The organism is Candidatus Nebulibacter yamunensis (assembly GCF_024208055.1).
GTDB lineage: Bacteria > Pseudomonadota > Gammaproteobacteria > Francisellales > Francisellaceae > Caedibacter > Caedibacter lacustris.
Genome location: NZ_JAMBMW010000002.1, coordinates 96,727 through 116,079 on the forward strand (window position 1 = coordinate 96,727; position 19,353 = coordinate 116,079).

At 34.4% G+C, this 19,353-nt stretch carries 15 protein-coding genes; 13 read left to right on the forward strand and 2 right to left on the reverse strand.

Going from position 1 to position 19,353, the window contains the following annotated elements; genetic code table 11:
- Nucleotides 1-9: 9 nt before the first annotated feature.
- From M1V25_RS01465 to M1V25_RS01515, 11 genes are all read left to right on the forward strand, one after another.
- Complete coding sequence (locus M1V25_RS01465) at nt 10-807, forward strand: hypothetical protein (protein WP_498842231.1); 798 nt, start codon at nt 10-12, stop codon at nt 805-807.
- Between the two features lie 20 nt (nt 808-827).
- Nucleotides 828-3,782, forward strand: a complete 2,955-nt coding sequence (locus M1V25_RS01470) for a putative type IV secretion/conjugal transfer ATPase (protein WP_116963277.1) — start codon at nt 828-830, stop codon at nt 3,780-3,782.
- Nucleotides 3,775-4,245: a type IVB secretion system protein IcmW gene (locus M1V25_RS01475; protein ID WP_498842232.1), complete on the forward strand. Its 471-nt coding sequence runs from the start codon at nt 3,775-3,777 to the stop codon at nt 4,243-4,245. The genes M1V25_RS01470 and M1V25_RS01475 overlap by 8 nt, the downstream gene beginning before the upstream one ends.
- Nucleotides 4,235-4,861, forward strand: a complete 627-nt coding sequence (locus M1V25_RS01480; RefSeq protein ID WP_116963279.1) for a DotI/IcmL family type IV secretion protein — start codon at nt 4,235-4,237, stop codon at nt 4,859-4,861. The genes M1V25_RS01475 and M1V25_RS01480 overlap by 11 nt, the downstream gene beginning before the upstream one ends.
- A gap of 18 nt (nt 4,862-4,879) precedes the next feature.
- Nucleotides 4,880-5,320, forward strand: a complete 441-nt coding sequence (locus M1V25_RS01485; protein ID WP_498842233.1) for a hypothetical protein — start codon at nt 4,880-4,882, stop codon at nt 5,318-5,320.
- The gene (locus M1V25_RS01490; protein WP_498842234.1) at nt 5,317-8,262 is read left to right on the forward strand and encodes a DotA/TraY family protein; all 2,946 of its coding nucleotides are present in this window, start codon (nt 5,317-5,319) and stop codon (nt 8,260-8,262) included. The genes M1V25_RS01485 and M1V25_RS01490 overlap by 4 nt, the downstream gene beginning before the upstream one ends.
- A 48-nt stretch (nt 8,263-8,310) precedes the next feature.
- Nucleotides 8,311-9,114 (forward strand): hypothetical protein, encoded by an 804-nt coding sequence (locus M1V25_RS01495; RefSeq protein WP_498842235.1) that lies wholly within the window; start codon nt 8,311-8,313, stop codon nt 9,112-9,114.
- A 144-nt stretch (nt 9,115-9,258) separates the two neighbouring features.
- Nucleotides 9,259-9,522, forward strand: coding sequence for a hypothetical protein (locus tag M1V25_RS01500; RefSeq protein WP_116963283.1), 264 nt, complete (start codon nt 9,259-9,261; stop codon nt 9,520-9,522).
- Nucleotides 9,523-9,722: 200 nt separating this feature from the next.
- Complete coding sequence (locus M1V25_RS01505) at nt 9,723-10,874, forward strand: hypothetical protein (RefSeq protein WP_498842236.1); 1,152 nt, start codon at nt 9,723-9,725, stop codon at nt 10,872-10,874.
- 38 nt (nt 10,875-10,912) lie between these two features.
- Entirely contained in the window at nt 10,913-11,662 is a 750-nt protein-coding gene (locus M1V25_RS01510) for a hypothetical protein (RefSeq protein ID WP_498842237.1), read from the forward strand.
- Nucleotides 11,663-11,860: 198 nt separating this feature from the next.
- Nucleotides 11,861-12,691, forward strand: coding sequence for a hypothetical protein (locus M1V25_RS01515; protein WP_498842238.1), 831 nt, complete (start codon nt 11,861-11,863; stop codon nt 12,689-12,691).
- A 37-nt stretch (nt 12,692-12,728) separates the two neighbouring features.
- On the opposite strand, the gene M1V25_RS01520 is transcribed toward M1V25_RS01515, so the two are convergent.
- Both M1V25_RS01520 and M1V25_RS01525 read right to left on the reverse strand, forming a co-directional pair.
- Entirely contained in the window at nt 12,729-16,016 is a 3,288-nt protein-coding gene (locus M1V25_RS01520; protein WP_498842239.1) for a translocation/assembly module TamB domain-containing protein, read from the reverse strand.
- The gene (locus tag M1V25_RS01525) at nt 16,013-17,788 is read right to left on the reverse strand and encodes an autotransporter assembly complex protein TamA (protein ID WP_498842240.1); all 1,776 of its coding nucleotides are present in this window, start codon (nt 17,786-17,788) and stop codon (nt 16,013-16,015) included. Before M1V25_RS01525 ends, M1V25_RS01520 begins: the two co-directional genes overlap by 4 nt.
- 84 nt (nt 17,789-17,872) lie before the next feature.
- Between M1V25_RS01525 and tadA the strand changes: the two genes are divergently transcribed.
- Both tadA and M1V25_RS01535 read left to right on the forward strand, forming a co-directional pair.
- Nucleotides 17,873-18,340 carry a tRNA adenosine(34) deaminase TadA gene (gene tadA, locus M1V25_RS01530; RefSeq protein ID WP_116963289.1) on the forward strand — a complete coding sequence of 156 codons (468 nt, stop codon included), beginning with the start codon at nt 17,873-17,875 and terminating at the stop codon, nt 18,338-18,340.
- 257 nt (nt 18,341-18,597) lie between these two features.
- Nucleotides 18,598-19,350: a beta-ketoacyl synthase chain length factor gene (locus M1V25_RS01535; RefSeq protein WP_498842241.1), complete on the forward strand. Its 753-nt coding sequence runs from the start codon at nt 18,598-18,600 to the stop codon at nt 19,348-19,350.
- Nucleotides 19,351-19,353: the final 3 nt, after the last annotated feature.

Consider the following 19,353-nt stretch of genomic DNA (forward strand, 5'->3'; position numbering starts at 1 on the left):
ATAAAGTAAATGAGCAACTATGATTTTTTTGAAGATAATGAGAAAAATAAGCAGCCTGATCAAGAACAAGAGGGCAGCTCCAATCAGCAAGGGATGGAAGAAACCTCAACTGTAAATGACAGAAATAGTATGAATCGCTTAAGTGACAAGCTTAAAAATTTTAAATTTGAAAAAATTTATCTTGCTTATGGCTTGGCAGTATTTATGTTGATGGCAGGCGCTTATTTTATTTTTAGCACTTTATTTGCCAGTGATGATACATCTCATCCTAGTAGGACATCACAAATATCCTCTCCAAATACAAATACGCAATTTGTCAAAACCGAGCAGCGTATAATACAAAATGTCGATAACAAAGAGCTAACACAACGCTTACAAACAATATCAACACAACTAAATGATTTACAAACATCACAGGATAATAATAGCCAGCGATTTGAAAAAACCATCATTGAAATGGCACAGCATATTAAAAGCTTGGAGTCCAATCAAGCTCAGATGCTAAAAAGTATCCAAAGTATAATTAAATCGCTGGATGATATACAAAAAGCAGACCAAAGCAAAACTTTAATTTCACTTGTTACTGAACTTCAAAGGCAGTTGCAATATATGAATGCCAAGGAAATAAATATGAATGAAAAACTGCATTTAACAGCAGTAATTGATGGAATTGCTTGGCTTGAAGACAAAAAAGGCAGATCGATTACCGTAAAAGAAGGTTCGCAATTAGATGGCTATGGTAAGGTTTTGAAAATAGACAGTCAGGCATATAAAGTCTATACAGCATCAGGTTTTGTGTTTGAGTAAATAATTAAGATGAGTGAAAGATGAATTTCTTGTATAAAAGCGTTGAAGGTTTATTTGCTTGGTTAAATGCCATTAGCAATAAAACGATCTACAGTTATTGTGAGCTCGAAAGTGCAGATGATGAAAATACTTTAATTGCTAAAGATGGCAGCTTGATTTCAATATTGGAAATCAATGGCGTTAAGCATATGGTTGGCAATGATGAATATATCTATTTATGTGAAAAAATTACGGCTATTTTAACACCTTTATTGCAAAAACAAGGTGTCAGGATTAAATGTTTTTTTCGTTATGATGCACAAAGTACAGCGCAAGAAATAGATGATTTACTGTTGCCTTCACAAAAGAGTGCTAAGCGCTTAAATCTCAATTTAGATGATTATTTTGAGGCAAAGAAAGAAAAATTAGATGAGGTTTGTGTATTTGAAAAATGTTACTTATGTATCTGGAGCTCAGCTGGTTTATTAAGTGCACATGCTCAAAAGCAAGCTTACAGGAATAAGACTGAGCGTTTAAAAGATCAGAATGTAAAAATATCATCAAAGACACAACATTTTTTGCATGTGCTTAATGAAGTGCGATTACAGCATGCTGCATTATTGACAATGCTATTAGAGTCATTTACAGCAATGGGGTTAAGTACGCATATCATGCAAGTACGGCATTTGCTACATACAATCAAAAGGCAAATTGCGCCAGACACAACAGATAAGAGTTGGCAGCCACATTTACCAGGCGATAATTTATATCTAGGATATGAGGATAAAGATTGGTCGAACTGGTTATGGCCTAGTCTGTCTTATCAGTTATTTTGTGAAGATGGTGCTAATGTTAATATGTCTGAGTGTGTAATTGGTAACTACCGATATGCACCTGTAACTATCAGTTTGTTTCCTCAACATATTCAAGCGTTTTATGTTTTATTTAAAACTTTGAAAGAATATCAACTGCCTTGGCAAATGTGTTTTTCACTTACAGGAAATGGCATCAAAATAAGCCAAGTAAAATCATTATTAGCACAGTTTTTAACGTTTAGTTCGCATGAAAATAAATTGATTTGTAATGCACACAAATTACTCAAGCACATTCAAGAACACAGCGATATGCCAGTGGTTAAGCTTTCAGTAAATTTAATTACTTGGGCACCTAAATCAGAGATCGAGGAATTTCAAAAGCGTAAAGCAGCCTTAAATAAAGCAATACAAAGCTGGGGGAGTGCGCAAACGACCGAAAATTTTGGTGACCCATTTGCCATTGTTCAATCAACCTTATTAGCAATCAATCGTGAAGGCTTTCCTTGTGCAGTTGGTGCCCCATTAGGAGACGCAATAAAGCTTATGCCATTTTTTCGACCTGCAATTTCATGGGATTATGGTGCAACCTTATTTCGTACTCCAGATGGCAAACTATGGCCTTATCAAAGTGGGTCTTCAAAGCAAGTAAGTTGGATAGAGTTAATTTATGCACGATCTGGTTCAGGTAAGTCAGTATTATTAAATTCTCTTAACCTGTCTGCTTGTCTTTGCCAAGGATTAGAAGAGCTGCCTTATCTTTCAATTTTGGATATTGGACCATCTTCAAAAGGTGTGATCGATTTGCTAAAGTCCGTAACTAAAACGCCGAATATTGCTGAGCATTATCAATTTACATTTAGTTATAACGATGCGATTAATCCTTTTGATACGCATCTAGGTGCACGCGTTCCTGGTCATGCACATAAAGCATTTTTAATTAACTTCCTTTCCGCTTTATTGTTGGAAAATGTAGAAGCTTCTTTACCGGAAGGGATGGAAGCTATGTTAAATTTAGTTATTGATGAAGTTTATAAATTACACAGTGACGTTTATCAACCAAAGCTATACCAACCAGGAATTAACCCCGAAATTGATGATAAAATTAACGTTTTTAAATCTAACGATCATGGGCAATCATGGTGGCAGGTAACGGATAAATTATTTGAGCAAAATGAAATACGTTTAGCTCAAAAAGCACAGCGTTATGCCATGCCGTTACTTTCTGATTTAATTAGTGCAGTCAATCAAACAAGTGTTATTGATTTATATAAAACGCTAAAACTTTCCAATGGTGAGAGCTATATTCAGTATTTTTGTCGTAATATCACGACGGTAATTAAGAATCTACCTTCATTAAATCTTGTCACACGCTTAGATGTTTATGCAAAAGTAGTGGCATTTGATTTATCCTCTGTTATGTCGGCTGTATCGGCAAGTGATTCACGCATTTCAGTTATTGCTTATATGTTAGTACGCCATTTGACCGCAAGTTACTTTTTCGTTAAAGCACAAGATTTAGAGAGTTTGGCAAATGATTATCGACATTATCACAAACATAAATTACAGGAGTTACATAACGTTCCAAAACGCATTGTATTTGATGAGTTTCATCGCACGCGTGGTTGTGCACCGATTTTAAGACAGGTTTTGACCGACATGCGTGAAGGTCGAAAGCACAATGTGCAAATTGCATTAGCATCACAGTCCTTAACTGATTTTAACCACACTATGCTTGAGTTTGCTACTTCCGTTTTTATTTTAAGTGGAGGCAATCAAAGTGCATTAGAAAACACGAAGTCTCATTTTGGTTTAAACGAAACTGAAGCGCTTGCGTTAAAGTATGCAGTGCATGGTCCAAATAGTAATGGCATGAATTTTATTGGTCAGTTTCACACCATTAATGGTGTAAATACTCAACTACTTAATTTAAGCTTAAGTGCCTATGAGGTGTGGTTATTTACAACTACTTCGGAGGATTGTTATTTGAAAGAAAAGCTTGTTGAGCATCTTGGTGTCATTCCAAGCTTAACGCTTTTAGCACGTAAATTTCCACAGGGTAGTGCTAAACCCTATCTTGAAACACAAGCAATACTGCATTCAGATAAATCTATAAAACAAATTGCAAATGAATTAGTAGAAACTTTCATTGATCAATATTATGGGAGTATAAAGCATGCGTGATGCAATCGACATTCATCATTTTAAGACAGAAATTATTAATTATTGGCATGGCTTTAGTAAAAAAGAACTCGTCGATTTATTGACGGTTTATGATATTAAGGAAGCACAAGAAAATGATTTTCAATTTTCAAATGAATTTTATGAGCAATTCTATGAGATTTGCTTAGAGTCCTATCAAAAAGAACTTCTATCAGAAGAGTATGTTGAGGCAATCGTTAACTTGTGTGCAAAATTACCAACCACATTGATGATGTATTTCATGCAAAATGTACACAAGAAAAATTCAAATTTGTTTCAATTGGTCTATCAAAAATTAAGCAGTGATTCTGATTATCATGAGCTTTATAAGCGTTGTATGTCATTTGAAAAAAATTTGCTTTTAACCAGAGTGTGTAGTGAGTCTCGATTATTAATAATAGATACCGTGCTGACAAGACTAATGGAGGAAAACCATGCAGGCTAATGTGTTAAAGGCGATTACTGAGAAAGCTGAATTTTACAAAAATAATTTTAGACTCATGATTAAAATTTTATTAGTGAGTGTATTGCTAAACTTGGTTTTACTTTTAGGTTTGTGGTATAGCCATAAAGAAGAAAAAATCTATTTTCTTGCAATTGATAATCAGGGTGTAGTTAAAGAGCTTAATTTACCTCAAACACCAGTTGTGACCGAAGATATGTTGATCAATTGGGTTAGTCAGAATGTAAATAAACTGTATAAATTTGATTTTCTTAATTATAAAGAGCAAATTTTAGCCTTGAGACCCCTTTTTACAGATCATGGTTGGCAGGCATTTAATGAAGCCTTTAAAGATACAATTAAGCAAGTAGTAGATCAGAAAATGGTAGCAAAAGCGGTACTAAATGGTGTGCCAGTGGTAACGGCAGTGGGGTATATTGCTGGCATAAAAAGCTGGCAAGTACAAGTGCCTATACTGGTAACTTTCTCTAAAGGGCATGAGGCTGGTAATAATAATATGATTTTGAAATTAACGCTTCAGGAAAACACAGATATTTCAGATTTAGCAAGTGGACAATATTTTGGAATTACACAAATTATTCAGCTTAATGAAAAATAATGAATTGAGAAACCTCATATGAAAAAAACAAAAGAAAGTAAAGAGAAAATTAGATTTCGTCGCACAAAGAAAATGTTTCTAATTGATTCGTTTCAAAAGCAGCATAAATTTATTGCCAATATCTTTAAACAGGTATTTAAAGTTAGGCAACCTGAGCATGAAATGTCATATGAAGACTTAGCAGCAATAGGTGTAGATAGTAATCGTGTAATTTATTTAATTAGAAGATTTACCTTTATGCTGCGACTATGTTTATTGCTTGCTGTCGTTGATTATTTTTATGCGCTGTATTTATTCATCCATGGTTATATATTAGTTGGGTTAATGGCCATATCGGTTTTGCTATTACTTTTGGCCAACGCCTTTAAATATCATTTTTGGCGCTATCAACTATTGAAGAAAAAGTTAGGATGTCATTTTAAAGAATGGTTTAGTGATTTAGTAAAAGGAGTCAAATGATGGCAACGGGTATAACAGAAAACTGGAGTGCCTGGCAGGTACTTGATCAGCTATTTGGTTTTGATAGCCAAAATACTTCGGCATCTGCCGCCTTGTCAGGGCAAGCAAGTGATGTTGCTTTTAGGGAGCTTATTTATTATTTCAATTGTGGCATTATTATGGCAGTAATTGCTATTTATGCTTTTATTCTGGTAATTGGCACGATTAATACAGCAAAAGATGGTACTTTTTTAGGTAAAAATTGGAGTTCTTATTGGATTCCTTTGCGAACTATTTTAGGTTCCGCATGTGCAATTCCATTAAAATCAGGTTTTTGTATGGCGCAATACTTTGTTTTTTTGATGGTGGGCGTGAGCATTAATTTTGCTAATCAAGTATGGCAAAATACTTATGAAAAACTCGATAAGGATAAAGTACCGCCTGTGATGAGTTTTGATATATCAGATGGAGTGAAGACTGACATTGCTTTGTATCTTTTAGCAGGTTTTTCAGCAGATATGTTAAAAAACGTTGGTATGCCTACAGGTAGTGATAATAAATACGATGCTTTAGATACGACTAAAGTGGATCAAATGTCTTTAGTACAAGCGGCAATGAAAATCGAAAAAAACATTACCCAAAAGATGATTGATGACAATCAATTAGACGATATTTATGTTACGAAAGACAAAAAAATTAATACAGCCAACATAGAAAGACTCAAACAAGGTATGCAGCAATGGTCAGTGATTGAGGATGATAACTATGTTCAATTCGATGTTTACAAAATCATTAACCACTATATATTTAGGTTACCTATCACTCAACCTGATCAGTATAAAGTTTCTACGGCGTTAAATACTTATTGTTATGTTGAAAAAAAGGATCAAGGATCACAACCACGTTCTTGTCAAGACATGGTTAATAGTATTACGGCTATTCATAACAATAGTATGGATATTAATAAGCACCTAACAAACGATGCAGATGTTATTTCTACGTTGTCTCAGGCGATTGCCAGAGGGTTTCAACAGAAATTAAAGGAAGAAGCAAAAAATACCGATCAAGATAAAGTCAACTCTACTGAAGATGATAAAAAGGAGGGTGAAAATGACTGGTGGAATGCAGATCAAAAGTACTTTAAATTGGATGGTAATTTTGAAGAAGTATTAAAAGCATTTCATAATGACTTTGCAATATTTGATGACTTATTGTATAACAACCAGCAAAGTCAAATCACTATTGATAAAGTGGGTGTGACACTACAGTATTTAAAAAATAACAATAGCATTAGTAGCTTAGTTGACCATTATAATGATGGTTCTCTTGAATATAGACTTTATCCTGACACCCATGCAGATGAAAAAAATCCTAAGCATAATAAAGAGGTCAAATTAACTGATTATACAGAAAATGATAAAACAGATAAGTTTATTCAGTTGGATGTCACTAAGCTTAAACAGCAAATGATAGACGTTTTTCATAACGTGTACGGAGATAAGGATAATCAGTACTGTATGGATCAATTTAGCAAGCTTTTTCCTAATCAGCATATTATCGATGGTTTTAGTTGTAAGGATTTAATCGATGCGGTTGTTCCTTCTTCTATTTCAACAGATATTGGTAAGTATTTTTTAGTTATTCAAACGGCACTTGCTAATAGTAAATCAGGGATAGAAAGCTTGAAAGCAGAATATATCAGCCAATTTTTGTACTTAGTGCGTTTGTTTCAGCTAAATAATGTCGGTTTTTTCCATGAAGGTGCAGTAGTTGCTGATATTGCTTCTCCTGCGGAGAGTTTTTTAAATGGAATTTTCCAAAAAATGAGCCTTAATGCTGATGCAGGAGGAATGTTAAGTCAAATTTATAATATTGGTGAAGCAGTAACTCCTGGCGTTGAAATGACAAATGCCTTTTCAGCGTTAAGACAGATCCAAGGTGTGGGGCAGTCATTAATTAAAATGGTAGTTGATACTTTGCAATCTGTTACCAAAAAAACAGAGAAAGCTTTTACAGATGTTTTAATTGAAGTATCTACTATTCAGGGTGCGTCAAAACTTGCTGCATTAGGAACTGCGGCTTTTAGTTATTTTACACCTGGGTTGCCTGGTGTGATTTCTTCAATTGGAGATGTTGGTGCACAATTGGCGACCCTTATTACTATGACGAATTTAACGATGTCATTAGTATGGTTACCTTTAGTATTTTTTGTTTTAGTGACCTTATTTACCAATGCAGTTTTATTTGCACTTATTATTCCATTGACCCCGTTTATCTTATTTTGGGCGGGAAAGATTGCATGGTTGTTACTCATTATTGAAGCTTTAGTTGCAGCCCCTGTTGTGGCATTAGGTATTGTTTATCCAGAAGGACATGAAGTATTTGGTAAAGCGGAACCTGCTATTCAAATCATGTTGAACCTTGTCTTAAGACCTGTATTGATGGTATTTGGGTTAATTACTGCGATTATTTTGACATATCTGGTTATTGCCATTTCGGCAAAAGGATTTCACGCTGTAGCAACTCAAATTAGCAATGTGTATGGTACATCGAGTGACAGTTATGTAACGGGGACATTAAACTTATTATTGGTATTTATGTATGCAAGCTTTATTGGTTTAGCCTTTTACAAGTGCTTTTCATTAATTTATATTTTGCCAGATAAAATATTGCATTGGGTAGGTGGCACACATAATGAGCGTGCAGGTGCTGAGGATATGCAAGAGATGAAGTCTTCTGGTATGCAAAATGCTCAGGGTATGGCACAAGCAGGCACACAAACGGCAGAGAAATATAATCAAGGCAAAACAGAAGAAATGCATGGTGTTCAAAACATGGGCTCTAGTGCGGGACATGTCGGCACGTCTGTGGATAATTACAAATATCATAAAAATCAGAAAGGTAGTAGCGGTGGAGGTGGAAATAGTGCACATCTTAATAACCCCGTTAATCCTAACAAATAAGGCTTAAATCTTGTCATAAGTTATGAATGGAAGTGGAGAAATAAGATAATGAAAAATAAAATTAAATTAATTATTGGTTTAGGAGTCATTATATCCCCAATATGGGCTTTTGCTGTCACAGACTATTATATTACGATTAAAAACAATACCCCTTATACTTTGGTAGAACCAGGAACTTGGGTGGATGAAGGACGAGGATTTCAGACGAGTAAATCTAATATTAATGGAGGTAAAGAGTATACCTATGAAGTAGATGCTACATCTGGACCAGGCGGTGATACACGAGTAAGGGGGGGGATTGCTTATAGAATTAATGATTTTAATAATGATCGTTTTATGGCTGGGATTAAATTTAACATTGATGCCCATTCGGATCAATCACCACAATGGGCAGAGGCCTATACGAATGGGGATGATAACTTATTACACGTTGATTATAGATTTACAGGAAGTCGTTATCTTGAAGTTACAGTGACAGTAGCAATGAACGTATTCCCCTATCGTTTTATTTCTTTGGGACTCGGTTCTTTGAATGTTATCGCTTGTGGTCAACATGCAACGCCATTAGCAAATGGTTTCTATGGTAATCCGTGTAAAGGAAACAATGATAGCTTTCTAAGTATTGGTTTTGCAAATTCTCCTGATTTATGTAGATTGACGATTAATTCTAATGGAGAAATTAAAGACGGGTTGATTTCTTGTAATATGGGGACCGAAGCGCGTTATATTAAAGATAAATCTGCAATTGTCTTTGTATGCCAATCCAAAGGTTATGGCACGAGTTCTTGTCCGTGGTTAACTTGGGAGGGACAATCTGATTCATACAGTAAAGCTATAAATGGCACTTTTTGAGTATCTTTCAATGTTGTCTGTCAAGATTGTAAATACGTTATAAGATTCAGCAATTTGATGAATCTACTTATATACTATGGTGTCTTTTGAATAATGCTCATATAATAACAACAGATTTAACTAAATATACTCTAGGGGGAAACAATGAGTAGTCAAAATAATAATGGTAGTAAAAATGAGCAGTATAAGGTTAATGTTGTTTCAGATGAAAAAGCAATTGCTGCGATGAAAGAAGCTTTTAAACTTTCTGCAAAATTAGAGCAGGATTCAATTAATCGTTTTTCACAAGACAATTGGTTTAATCAACCAATAGAAAAAATAGATTATGATGTTAAAAGTGGCTCAAATTATAAAGGTGATATTTTCAAAGGTGGTTCAGACGTTGGAACACAGAATACCCCAAGATAATTGTTATTGGATTATATAATAGCTTTATGAAGTCAAGTTGACTTAAACCAGTAAATCGATTTCATCAAGCTCTAAAAGTTTCAACTGATGTTTTGATTGCAAGGTCACCTAGCTCTTGCAAGAAGAAAAGTACACTTTCGTTCCCATGATTAACATCAATAGATAGCGTTTTTTTATTTTTAATAAAGAGGAATTTTAATATGTCATTTGATTTAAATAATACGATTTTTTATGCAGTAAAAAAAGATGGTGCAAACAACTATGAAATAAAGGCTGTAGAAAAAGTTGGGTTTTATTCTGATAAATATATGAAGGATCAAGATAAATCTAAAGAACATTACTTGCTGAGTGTTAATAATTTAAAAAAGGATAAACGTGAAAAATTGTTTAAAAAGGATAAAGACAATAAATTTGATCTGTTGGAAAAAACCGAATGGTCAGAACAAGAACTTAATGAAATATTGGGTGTTAATTGGAATAACAATAAGATTGATTTTCAACAAGGTGCTGATTATAACTTTGCGCAATTGACTAATCTAAGTCAGGTTAAAACAAAGGATGAAGCAAAAGCTTTGGTAGAGGTGTTAAATACGCTGCTTCCTCAAGGTAGTGATGGCACTAAATTACCAAAATTTGAGTTCAAAAAATTTAAGCAGGATAAAAAAGACAATGCCACAATTTACACGTTAAAATCAGGCGAAGATGCTTACACTATCACCCAAAAAAGTGATGGCATAACTCATATTGAAGCAAGTAATAACGGAAAAGAGTTCGCACTTTGTGTACTGGCGACTGCTGCAACTTTACGTGCTAATACCCGAGCGAATTTAAAAGCAAAGGTTCTAGAAGCGGTAGATAAGCTGGATAAAAACGATCCAGACTTTGAAAAGAAAAAATATGAAAAAGTAAGAGAAATACTAAATATAGGTTTACCTAAACAGCAAGTTAATCCGCCAAAAGAACACCCTAATAGTAATTCTCAGAATAAATTGAAACAACCAAATGAGAATAAAAATTTAAACAAACAAATTCAGCAGGAAATAGTTCCTACCGTTACATTGAAATTAAAACCAATCTATAAAAAGAAAGATAATAATAAAGATGATGATGATTTAGATTGGAAGCAATATGAGGCAATTAAGGAAGCTTACGATAAGGCAGGTGTTCGCGTTAGATTGGATGATACAATGTTTGCAAAAAATCAAAAAGGAGAGTCGGCATATTCAGCAGAAGCACAAACAAAGTTACAAGAAATCTTTAAGAATAATGATTATTCTGAAGCATTTATGAATTATTATTTAGGCAAGCAAAATACAACTAGCGCAGAAAATGTTGGCACATTATCAACTTAACTATCAACTTGTTAAGGTCAAATTAACCTGGGGGGCTTATGTCTTCATTACAAACAAAAATAAAACAAATATCACAACAATTATTAGAGCAGCAACAGGAATTTGAATTCAAAAAACCACTATTGCAATTTTTAAACCAGGTTTATATAGAGCAAGGTAAAATTCAAGTTTTGCAAGATAAACTGGAAAAATTCATAGAATTGTTAGGTCGATATTTAAAAACGTATGCACATGTACATAAAGTAAATGAAGAAATAAATGAAGAAGACCAAGAAAATTTAGATGAAACCTTAAAAGGAATAGAAGTTTTTTACCATGATTTGCATAACAAGTATGAAGAGCAACAGCATCAGTTTAAAAAGAAAGAAAAAGTTAAGTTAAAAGGTGTTTATAGTAAAAATAAAGAGGCACATGATGCAAACGATGTTTTAGAATCACAATATGGAATAGCCGAAGATGATAAAATGACACAGGAAAAGGTGGAATTATTGGTGCAAACTTTAGATAAAGAACAGCCTTGTATTTTATCTTTTTCGCTGACCGAGAATAGCTTGTATAATTTAACAATGATCGTGCAGGAAATGTTAAGTTGTGATTGGCTAAAAGATAATATTTGCTTAAATTTATGTAAGAGTCGTAAATCTAAGTTAAACGATAAATGTTTATCACATATACGTGAGCTGTCTGAATTATTATCTCCTGGTGAGTATCAAAACCCTTTGTCTTTCTTGTTTAAGGAAAATAATGAAAAACCAGAGCAAATGCTGAAAATCGGTAAATTAATGTGATCAACATTGTAAGCAAAGTGAGTTATTGGTAATAAAATATCACATAATTTTATTTTTAAAAATTAAAAACCTTAATGCTATAAACACATTGATCGTTTAGTAAAGTGTGTACATATTTCAAGTATTGTTTGTATATTGATCTTTAGGTGAATATAAAGTAGTATTTGCCCACATTGTTCTAGCTATACGTAGAGTTAAATGTCTATTTGTAACAGAAAGGAAAATCTTAAAAAGATTTATTTTCATCATAAAAGTAGAGTAATCAATAGCTACTATGATGTTGTGTCACAGTTGACCCATACATTTCAGGTATCAGATGCAAGTTATGATAGAGTATATAAAAATAAAAAGGTCATATCATTTCCTATTCTCGTTAGAGAAACAACAGAGGAATGGCTAGATACCAGTTCAATACATGAGCCTTTACACCTTTATGATAATTTATTAGAGTTACCTTGTGTGTCAACCCTTGAAGAAGTTATTCCTTTTATACGTGAACAAGAGATTATAGAGTGTGAATATGGCTTTTTTGATAGGGTCCGTGTCTTACCAAACATTGTGACTTATAGAGTGTATAATGAAGATGACTCTATTAGTTCCTTAACCATTGTTACTAAAAACGGAGCGTTTAACGTTCGCGAATATGATTGGTACTTTAAAAAAATTATTAAAGAGATAGAAAAGAGATTATTTAGTTCTGACACTTTATTCTATGAGTTATTTGACATCACTGAATATATAGAACCAATCAAGTTGAACATGGGAATAGAGCAAGACAAATTTCCCTTTCAGCTGACAGATTCTGAAAATAGTTGTTTTTATTATATTTATCATGGGCATTATGATGCAAAATCTTTAGCCTCAAAACTTTCATTATCTCATAGGAGCGTTGAGAGAATTATTGCATCATTGATTGAAAAACTAGGTTGTGTAAATAAATATGACCTTGTTGTCGCCATTTCTAAGCGTCATGACTATATTAGAAAACTAATACAACGAAGTACATCACCCTACATTCGACTAAGGTGAGTTTGTATAATAAAGTATATATGCTCATCGTAACCATTTAATCTTTCGAATGTGTTTGGTAGAGAATATCTCCACCTTTATCAAAGCTTGTTACCTCACCTTTTAATTTCCATTGTGGTGTAAGTGAAAACGTTGCAATACCTTGTTGTTCCCCTGTGAATATTCCAACACCATAACTCAAGTAGAGTCGTGGCGTTATTTGTTTACCAATGAAGACAGCGGTGTTATTTTGTGTATTGCTTGTTCCATTTGTGGTATTAGTTGAATTATTGCTTAAGTTGCCAAGCGAAAATTCAGTTAGTGATAGACGATCCTTTAATTCATCAATCACACTGCTGCCACCTTCGTTAATTGCAATTAACAAAGCCATTTGAGAAAGTGAATCGGATGAAGTCTGATTGCTGTTCGAGCTTGTCAATACTTGTCCAAATAGAATAAAAGATAAAATATCGGTTTGTGACATAGCAGGATTAGAGAAAAGCTGAACTTTAGGATTGTTTGCTGTTCCTGTAATTTGAATGCCGATTGTCTCTGGTACATCAGGTTGTGAAAGTTTGACAGAAGTTGGGATGTTATAATAAGTAGTGATTGAAAGTAGGGGGTTATTAACAGAAGAGCTATTAAACAAGACCCTTGATTTAGGATCAACTGTGAAACGCTTGCCATAAGCAGTAAATATGCCATTAACAGGTTGCAAAGCTCCTATACCAAGCATCGGTTCGTTGGATTTACTTATGATATTAAGCGTACCTTCAATATTTGTGTTAATTCCAAGTCCTGAAATCGAAGCATTTTGCCCCATATCGATGTTGATATTCATGCTAAATGGTATTTTTTTTTGCGGTTCAAGTGCCTGGTTGTTATTCACATAAACGACGTCATTTTGGATAGTGTTTTGTAAGTTGCTTCCTTTCATGCCTGCCAGATTAACAATGAGCTGATCGATAAAAATACTACCAGTGAGCGTGTTATCACTATTTTGTTGACTAAAGTTAAGCTTAGGTGAAACGATTACTTCTATATCAGGCGTATTGATAACCTTAAGCTTGTGACCAGTTATTGTAATATTAGTGTTGATTTTACCTTGTTGAAAGAGACTAGTTCCCGAAATCGACAATCGTTCATGATCAATCATCGCTTGAGCCTCTATTTGAGCAGTCAGAGGCGTGTTGATCTTTATATTAGCATTCAAGTTTGTAAGAGTTGTATTAAGTGGAAGTAATTCGATTGTGCCATTGTCGAGTTTTAGATTGCCATTGATATTTGGATTAGAGAAGTTATTGCTGATAGAAAGTTTTGCATTGAGCGCTCCAGTTTTAATCAAGGTAGGAAACTTTGGGAAGAAGTTACTGATCCAGCCTAAACGCGTAGATTTGACATTGATATTACCATTAATCATTGCGCTCGTTAAATGAGCAAATTCAAAGTCACTGCTTTTTAGTGCAGCTATTATGCTGTTTTGTGGGAAGTGAGCATCAAGTTTGCTGGTGAGCGTTTTATTCTTGAGATCTACACTTGCATTTATATGAGTGAGGTAGATGAGTTTATGAATTGGATCAATTGCTTGTAATTCTTTAAACCAGTTACTGTTATTGCCAAAGAAAAAACCCTTTCCAGTAACATTAACGTTGGCAATGGGATTCTCATTTGCTTCTTGAGAGTATGTGCTATCAAAATCAACGACAAAAGTATCATTGCCATAGGGTAGATTAGGCATTAATTTCACGGGGGTGATCCTTCCATGTAGTGTTGCAATTATGGCACGAGGTGAAAAGTTTGCTTCTAGGCATAGCCTATTATTAGAAGAGGTCATTAAACAAAGCGTTGATAATGAACTGTTAGTTGGAGAGAGTTTGATTGTACTTGGATGCATGATTTGCCAGCGTTGCTTAAATTTTTTCAGCGTAAGGTTAAGCGTATCAATCGTTGCAATAAGCGTCGATAGAGAAAGTGATTTAAGCTTACTCTGAAGAGCCAGATTAACATCGTTTGAATCTACGCTTAATGAAAGATTAGTATTGTCAACGTTTAGGATGAGTTTTTGGGTATCAAAATTTTTGTATAGAAAATCACGAATATCTAAGTTAAAAGAAAGTGTGTGATAGTCTTTGTCATCAATAGCGATATTACCTTTAGAGGAAATGCCCCCACTAATGCTGAAAGGGTAATGATTTAGGTTGGTAATAAATACTTCCCACTTGGCTTTAAGTAATGCATTATTCTTAGTTAGTTGAAGTACAATAGAATCATTATTATGTGGGTTGGTTAAAGAGAAATCGTCGAGTTGAAATAAGCGAGTTTTATTAGTGAGTTTAAGTACACAGTTAAGCTTGATTTCATTGGCAAAGACATCGCAAAATTTCGTCTTTAGCTCCAGTTGATCCTCTTTAGTGTTCAGTATACCTCCAGCATTAAGATGTACTGGCCAGGTTTGATTAAGCGATTTAATTGCCAGTGACCAATTTAGTTTGTTGCTAAATAGCAAGGTGTTATCAATTTCTGCAATATGATTCAAGATGAGTTTAGTGTCAATTTGAGCGCCATTGAACAGACTTGTAAGCACATAAGGATAAGGTTTTTGTTGATAATAAACGTCCCCTTTACTAACTATTTGAAACAGTTTGCCAAAATCACCACGTATCGTTGTGTCTTGAGTCGTTAATTGTACACCTTGTTGAGAAAGGTTGACGTTTAGATCAAGTGTAGTTGAAAAAGGAGCATTTAAAATAATAAAGCCTGTTTTCAAGAAAGCATGTGCTTGATATTGTGGCAATTGAGCAGCGACAGAATCAAGGCTTAACTTATCCTTGATAAGTGATACATTTTTAGCAGAAAATGATCTAGCCTGAACAATGAGCTCATTATTCATGAGGTAGTCTACTTGATCGATGCTTATGGCATAAGCATTCAAGTCAAGTGGCATGCTAAAATCGAAAGCTTCAATATGTTGAGTTTTGCTATCTGTAATTTCTTCTACATTCGTATTAACATCTACGTAAACTTTAGAAAGGTTAAGCTTATTGACATCAAGTTTTTGTTTTGCAACTAAAGCCCACAGCGATAAAGAAAGTTGAACATTGCTTAAATGAATATTAACGACATCATTTTTGATGTCTAAGTTTTGCAATTGTAAACGGTTGATTTGTCCCTTAATTTCACCTTCTATGCTAATGCCCAATGGTTGTAAAAAGTGATTGGCAATGACTTTTGTGATTTTAAGCCCAGGCGTGGTAAAAAGTAAAAAACCAAGCGAAATTAAGACAATGAGTAGTAAAGTAGAGACACTAATAGTTAACCATTTAAAACACTTACCTAATTTTTTCATAGGTTTACTCCTATGCTCAGATCAAAGCGCCAATGCTGATCGTTTCGGTTTAACGTGCGTGTAAAAAAAGCCATAAAAGGTCCTAAAGGGGTTTTATAACTTAAACCTATACCTCCAGCTTTTAATATTTGTATGTCACTGAGATTGGGTTTGTTTGAAGCATTTCCTAAGTTGTAATAAAGCATGGTACTAAAATTGCCATAAATGCGTTGCTCAACGCCAGCAAAACCTGTTGCTAAGTAGCGTCCACCTGTGACATTACCATTGACGGTAGGTCCTTGACTTAAATATGGATACCCTAATAAATTAGCAATTCCACCTGCGTAAAAGCGAAAGTTAGGTGCAACGTCTTGAATATTATTAACAGTGGTAAAACCCCAATAACCAGCAAATAGCAGTCGATTCCAATCGAGATTAAGTAGAAAAGAATAATAAATGCTCATCATGTTGCGAATAAAGTTTTGATCTGACAAAGGGGATTTAATAGAAGCTTGTAATAGATTATTCCAAATTAAACCTTCAGAGTAAAAACCATTTTGTGTTGTACTATCATAAACAAGCGCAATCCCTGGTACCAAATATTTGCCATTAATATTATTTGAATTGGCAACTGTACTGTAGTTGGTCAAATATTGTTGGATACTAGTAGTTGCTTGCCAATTACCGTATTTGTGCGTGTGAATAAGACCAAAGTTTGTTTGGCGCTCATTATAAGTATCAGTTTCAATATAACTTTGTTGGGCATTAATATTCCAGTTGTCATGTAACGGATCTTGGCCTGGAAAAGTGTAACTTGTGCTAAAGGTGGTGTTAGCAGGAGAGGCTTCAATGTTGAATGAAAATTGCTGTCCTGTATTTGTTACGTGACGAAAAAGTGTGCCAAAGCTTACACGTGGTCCGGTGAAAGTGCCATAACCCACACCAAAGGTATAGTTACGCGAGTAATTTGCAGTAAGCTTGACATTAATTGGCACGGTTTTATTTTGCTGATCTCTTTGAGAGATTAATGGTACTATTTGTGCACTACTAAAGTAACCACTATCTTGCAAGCGTTTATTTGCTTGCGTTATTTTGTTTTGACTAAAGTTGCTCCCTTGTTTGATCAGAATCAAATCGTAAATAAACTCTGGTGAATACTCATAGCGGTTTTGTTTGATGTTAATTTCCCCTATTTTGTATTGCTCTCCTGTATCAACTGTCAGAACGATCTCTGCACTGTATTTTAATAGGTTGATGCGAACTTGATGTTCAGTTAGTGTTGCATCTAAATATCCCTCATTGAAAAAACTATCCGTGAGTAAGAATTTTGCCTTTTCATATTGCGTTTGAGTGAGTATTTCACCTTCTTTTAATGGAAAGTTATGTAGTGTTTTTTTCGCAAACTTACTTCCTTTGCCTGCGCCAACGATGTTCACATGTAGTGAGTTAATATAAAGTGGTGCATTGAGCTGGATATTAAAAATAACAATCCATTTGTTATTTTGGACCTTAAAATCAGTGTTGATGACTGGTTTATAATAACCATAAGGCTCAAGTAGAGTTTTGATTTCGTCATCACTTTTTTTAAGCAGTAATTGCATTTGATTTGGATGTGCTAAGGCAAAGTCCTTAAAGCGTGATAGGGTAATGTTATCAATAAGGCTTTGTTTGACTTTAGTATCGTTTATACCATTAATTTGAATTTCAAGCTCTGATTTTACCGAATTTTCAGCATGAGTGATGGCAATTAGACCACAGGCAAAAAGCAAACAAAAAATAATTCTCCTTAGCATTGTCTTTTTGCTGTGCCTATCGTGTTAGTGAGTAAATTTAGTATATTATAAGTTATCTTTTGGCATATAGAAACACACGCGAGAATGTCTTTACCTGAACATGAAAAATGGATGCAAGTCGCATTACAACAGGCTAAAAAAGCGTTGCAATATGACGAGGTACCTGTGGGTGCTGTGATTGTTTTAAATAATGAAATTATTGGAACAGGCTTTAATCAAGTGATTCGCTTATCTGATCCAACGGCACACGCTGAAATTATTGCCTTACGACAGGCTGGTATGGCAAAGCATAATTACCGCTTACCTGAGTGTGATATATATGTCACTTTAGAGTCATGTATGATGTGTCTAGGTGCGATGGTACATGCTCGCTTGAGGTGTGTTTATTTTGCAACAACTGAACCAAAAGCAGGTGTGATTTGCTCTCAAGCTCATTTACATCAATCTAATTTTTTAAACCACAGGTTAGATGTTCAGGGTGGGGTGTTAATGAAAGAAGCAAGCCAGTTATTGAAAGATTTTTTTAAAAAAAAGCGCAGTATTAATTGTTAACGCTATCTAGTGGCAGAATCAAGTTGCTCATTTAATTTGGATAATTTGGAGTTTACAAAACCTCGTGCACAAAGGCATGATTTGCTGGTTGAAGTCAAAGGTGTATCGGTTAATTCTGTTGATACTAAATTCAGACAAGGCAAAATGGACAAACCAGGCAAACCAAAAATGCAATAGGTAGAAGATAAACGATACTTGTAAAGCCTATAGACAGTGGTATAAATTAACGCAGAGAATAATCAAGGTTATAGAGAGTTATGAAGCAGTTTAAATTTTATCTACAACGCTTTTACGGTTTTGCTCCACAACTAAAGAGTCCTTCTGATTGGCAGCAGTGGTATCAAGGTCAAACAAAACTGCATAAATGTGAGAAAGTAAAGACGACACATTTACCGGCAAGTTTAAAAAGGCGTTCAAGCGATAGTGTGAAGTTAGCACTGGATATAGCATTTGAATGTTTAGGACAAGAAACACAAGTTGATTATGTGATCTTTGCGTCACAACATGGAGAAAGTTCGCGTATACAGTTGATATTGCAGCAAATTAGCAATAGACAGATGCTCTCACCTACTGATTTTTCCCAATCTGTGCACAATACTGCCTCAGGTTTATTGTCGATTACCAAAAATATCACGAGCAATATCAATTCGATCTCAGCTGGAGAGGACACATTTTTTATGGCTTTTTTTGAGGCTGTCGTTTATTTGCAATTAAATCCAAAAACCAAAGTAATGATTGTTATTTATGATGAAGTTTTACCTCTTCTTTATGAACGTTACCAAGTGGTATATGATCAGCAATATGCATGTGCTTTTATATTGACCGATACTCAAGCTCAAAATACAATTGCTATGACGTGTGATGTGAGTGCTTGTAACAATAGCAAGCTAAGAAGCGTTCCACCTGCATTGATTTTTATGGCATGGCTATACAGTAATCAACAAAATAGCTTAACAATGGATAGTGTGTTTTGGCGGTTTAATTGGTATAAAGAAGAAGTGTTGTCATAAAAG